At 39.3% G+C, this 4944-nt stretch carries 3 protein-coding genes and 1 pseudogene; 3 read left to right on the forward strand and 1 reads right to left on the reverse strand.

Annotated features, from left to right (window positions below; all coding sequences use genetic code 11):
• Positions 1–897 (forward strand): annotated as a pseudogene (locus tag WB217_RS11275) (TIGR04190 family B12-binding domain/radical SAM domain protein); the annotation flags it as partial.
• A gap of 287 nt (positions 898–1184) precedes the next feature.
• Positions 1185–2147, forward strand: coding sequence for a cation diffusion facilitator family transporter (locus tag WB217_RS11280; protein ID WP_423993325.1), 963 nt, complete (start codon positions 1185–1187; stop codon positions 2145–2147).
• Between the two features lie 43 nt (positions 2148–2190).
• Here the strand turns inward: WB217_RS11280 and WB217_RS11285 are convergent, their stop codons facing one another.
• Positions 2191–3540 (reverse strand): hemolysin family protein, encoded by a 1350-nt coding sequence (locus tag WB217_RS11285; protein WP_423993326.1) that lies wholly within the window; start codon positions 3538–3540, stop codon positions 2191–2193.
• 502 nt (positions 3541–4042) lie between these two features.
• Here WB217_RS11285 and WB217_RS11290 point away from each other — a divergent pair.
• Positions 4043–4944, forward strand: a 902-nt coding sequence (locus WB217_RS11290; protein WP_423993327.1) for a PAS domain-containing protein, incomplete at its 3' end; no start/stop codon positions are given.

A 4944-nucleotide genomic window follows, 5' to 3' on the forward strand; every position in this document is an offset into this window, starting at 1 on the left:
AAAATCAAACTTAAGAATGAACTGGTTTTTGAGTTATTCCAATATGCGAACGAGGACTTCTTTGAGAAGATTGAAAAGGTTGTACCTAAATACAGCATAGAACTCACGTTAGAAACTTATGATGAAAAAATCCGCCGCTACAATGGCAAATTTAATTGTACGAATGCCAAGGTTATTGAAACCCTTCAATCAGCTTTAAAGCATAGCTGCAAAAAAATAGATATCTTTTTCATGGTTGGCATTCCGCATCAGGATTACCAAAGTGCGCTCAGTAATGTTGATTTTTGCGAAAAGATTCACATCGCGTGCGGTCAGGATTCAAGGCTTTCTTACTTTGTCGCACCTCTAGCACCCTTCCTGGATCCGGCAAGCCCGGCATTCGAAAATCCCGAGAAATATGGATACAAGAAATTTTGCCACACTTTTGAAGATCATCGCAAAGCAATCACCCAGCCATCCTGGAAATACATGCTCAGCTTTGAAACAGATTATATGAGCAGAGATGAGATCGTCAACTCAACTTATGAGTCAGCCAAAAAACTGAATGCTTTCAAACTTAAGTATGAACTAGTTGATCAAAAGACACATGATGAGGTACATTCGAAAATCATCAAGTCCCTAGAATATATAGAAAAAATAGATGAAATAATCATTCTTCCTGAGCACGAAAAGGAACAGCGGCTTGCATTGCTGAGCAAAGAGATGGAAGAAGTAAATAAATACAGCATTTGCGGCAAGCATGAACTAAAATGGGAAGTCAAGAAACACTATGCAAATATATTCTCGCTTACATCCATCGGAATCGAGCTATTGATCGAAGACATTTTTCTAAATATAAAGCAGCGCTTTAATGCATACAACAAGTGGATGACAGAAGCAAGTAGAAACAGGCCATGAGAGAAAAGTAATGTTAGGTTATTCAACAAAGGCTCTGTTAACGCTAACTGTTGTTTTTATAAAACCAGTTGATTGTAGTGGGAAGCGAAGCGCCTGGAACGAAAATCAACAGCCTTTTTTAACAGAGCCATAACAAAAGAAACCCCATTGAGACTCCTCAATGGGTATTTGTTTTGTATCAGTACTTGGTGATTGCTGAAATTAAATGTTTAAAGATACCTATAATGTGAAAAATGTAAAAGAACATTTAACTCGTAAATAAATAAATCAAAAAAGCAGGTGAATGAATGGCTTCAGTTGTCGAATTTTTTAAGAGAGGCAATAAATCATCCGGTATTGCGGCAATCGGAAATACGTTTCTTGCGGTTGTGAAAGGAGTAGCGGCAGGAATCAGCGGAAGTGGAACGATGCTTGCTACGACTCTACACTCAGTCGCAGACGCATTGAATCAATTCTTTGTTTTTATCGGAAGTTCGATTTCTGAAAAAGAGGCAACAAAACGTTTCCCAATGGGATTCGGAAGAGTCGTGAATTTATTTGTTCTCATTGCCGTAATCATCATTTCAATAATGGCATACGAGACTATTCTCAAAGGGTGGGAACTGATTCAGCACCCGAAAGCCTCAACCAACCTCTGGCTTAATGTTGGAATAATGGGATTGGCGGTACTTGTGGATGGGTCAATTCTCATAAAGGCAATGAAGGAAATTGCACATGAAACGCGAACAGAAGGAAACGGGACCGGGCTGATTGCTAATGCTTTTAAGAATGTCAATCGCGCAGCACCGCCGACAAGGCTGGTATTTTACGAAGATTTGATTGCTACGTTTGGAGCGCTGCTGGCTCTGGCTTCAATCGTACTGGCAGACGTTACAGGCTATTATTTTCTCGATGGACTAGGGACACTGCTGATTGGGCTTCTGCTCGTAGGCATTGCTTTAAAGATTGGGTATGAGAATACAATCGGCCTTATAGGTGTAGCTGCCCCAAAAGATCTGGAAGACAGAATTGCAAAAACCATCCTTTCGGATAGAGATGTAGTCGATATCAACAAATTAAGGATTATCCAGGAAGGCAGACAATATCACGTCGAAAGCTATCTGGAGCTTCGTAAAGGTCTTACCCTTGCAGATGCAGATGATATTAAATTCAGGGTTAGGGATAAGGTCCTGGCCGATCCGGATGTGGATGATGTTGTGATGGGCATTATCGAAGCAGACGATGTCCAAACCTGGAAGCTTGAGAATTAGGATCGAAAACAAAAACCCGGCAGTGATATTCTGCCGGGTTTCGTTATGATAACACTTCTGTCTGATTCAACAAAAAGTTTTCTGCTGGTTTTTCAGATTCCTGCTGCTTTGTTACTTCGATATATTTTATGTGGTGATCTTCCATCTCAATGATTTTGAAGAGGTAAGGGCTGCAGCTGACAATATCGCCCTGCTTCACTTCATAATTCTCCGTAAGCATCCAGCCGCCAATCGTATCGACATCTTCATCATTAATATCAAGGCCAAAAAGGTCATTAACCTCGCCCACAAGAACCTTGGCATCAATAATATAATGGCTTTCCTTGATCTTGCGGACCATTGGAATCTCATCCATGTCAAACTCATCGCGGATTTCACCGACGATTTCTTCCAGAATATCCTCAACAGTTACAAGCCCGGAAGTACCACCATACTCATCCATTAAGATGGCCATATGAATTCGTTCCTTTTGCATTTTGACAAGCAAATCATGGATAGGAATGCTGTCAATAACCCTGATGATTGGACGAATATATGAATCTAGCGTTTTTTTGGCACGGCCTTCTTCATCAATCAAGTCCGTCATTACTTCTTTTATATTGACTAACCCAACGATGTGGTCCTTGTCTCCATCAATGATTGGATAGCGTGTGAATTTTTCTTCCTTTACAACCTGAAGGAAAGTCTCCAGCGTGTCTTCTCTAGACAGAGAGATAATTTCCGTGCGGGGTACCATGATTTCCTTGGCGATCCGGTTGTCGAATTCGAAGATTTTGTTTACATACTTAAACTCTGACTGGTTGATTTCACCACTTTTTAAGCTCTCAGAAAGGATGATGCGAAGTTCCTCTTCAGAATGTGCCAATTCATGCTCGGAAGCAGGCTTTAATCCAACAAGGCCTGTAGCCAGTCGTGCAGATCCGTTCAATGCCCAGATGAAAGGGTACATTATTTTATAGAACAAGATCAGTGGACGAGCTATGTTAAGTGAAACCCACTCTGCTTTTTGAATCGCTAACGTTTTCGGGGCCAATTCTCCGACTACCACGTGCAGAAATGTGATAATGGCAAACGATATTCCTACTGCCAAAACGTGGCTAAATGATTCTGGAATATCCAGACTGTGAAACACTGGGCGAAGCATTGAAGCAATCGTCGGTTCACCAAGCCAGCCTATTCCTAGAGCGGTAACTGTAATTCCAAGCTGGCAAGCGGATAAATACTCATCCAATTTTGAAATTACCTTCTTTGCAGCTATGGCCTTTTTGTTGCCTTCTTCTATTAATTGATCAATTCTGGAACTTCTCACTTTAACAATCGCAAATTCTGATACGACGAAAAATGCCGTTAAAGCAATTAAAATGGCTATCATAACCAAGTTAAATATGTCCAAATAAATTCCCTTAACCCGCAATTTACGGGTAAGGAGTCACCTCCTGATAATCTGAAAATTTAAGCCTGTAAAACAAGCTCTGTTTTTTAGTGTAATGATTCATTTGTTCAAGATTCAGAACGGCCCATTCCGTGCGGCTGTGACAGCCAGGGCCTTGATCCTGTTATGCTGTTGCTTCCGCGCTTATGGCTGTTACATTCTTGATACGATAGATTGCCCCATCATACCACCTCAGCTTTTTAAATTTAAAATTAATTATACCATATTGAGATAAGTTAAAGGTGAAAATTAATACGTTTGATAATAATGTATGAAACTTTTACATAAAGTATGAAGTTTACGGTTAATTATATTAGAAAATTCAGATTTTTACAAACTGAATAATTTGGCGACTTCGCAGAAATTTTCCCAATGGTAAAAATATCCTAATTAACAGGAAATTAACATTTAGTATTTGTAACTTATAAAAATATTCAGTAAAATCTAAGAAAGGAGGCAGTATATGAGTATTCTTGTGTCTAGTTTGGAAAATAAATTAAATAAACTTGCAAAACCTAACGAAAATATCTGGGTTGAACCAGCTATGGATTTTATATGCAAGCGTACACCGGAGGGTCTTATTAAGTATGTTTCTCCTTCTGTTGCCACCATGCTTGGATACGATCCTTCCGAACTAATCGGCAAACTATACACCTTATTTGTACATGCTGATGATTACAAAAGAATTTCGAGCATTGCCATGCCTGAAGGAGAGGGGATTTGCTGCCTTACTTATCGCATAAAGCGGAAAGACGGAGTGTATATTTGGGTGAATTCACAAATTTCTGTAATCAGGCACCCTGAAACGAATAAACCTTTCGAATTATTTTCGGTAACAAGTGATGTTTCTGCCAAAATTAAAGCAGAGCATTTTATTCTTGAGTATGAAAAATTGAATGTTGTTGGTCAGCTTGCGGCAGGCATCGCACATGAAATTAAAAATCCTTTAACAAGCTTGAAGGGTTTTATCCACCTCATGAAGGCTGAAACGAAAATGAACCATAGCTATTTAGCAATCATGGAAGAGGAAATAAAAAGAATCGAGGCGGTTTCAAAAGAATTAATGATGATGGCTAAACCGCATAAATCCGATTTTAGTTCATTTGATTTAAATTGTCTGGCTGATCATGCAATCACCTTGCTGATGGCTGAAGCAGCGAAAAAATGTATCGAGATTATCAAACGCTCAAATCTCAGTGATGCTATGTTTCTTTGTGATGGGGACAAATTGAAACAAGTATTTATAAATTTACTGATGAACGCAATTGATGCCATGGATTCACCTGGTGAGATTATTGTTGAATTAACAAAAGTGGAAGATACAATTCTTATTTCAATTACGGATAGTGGAAAGGGCATACAGCC

The sequence above is a fragment of the Mesobacillus sp. genome (genome assembly GCF_049588175.1).
GTDB lineage: Bacteria > Bacillota > Bacilli > Bacillales > Cytobacillaceae > Mesobacillus.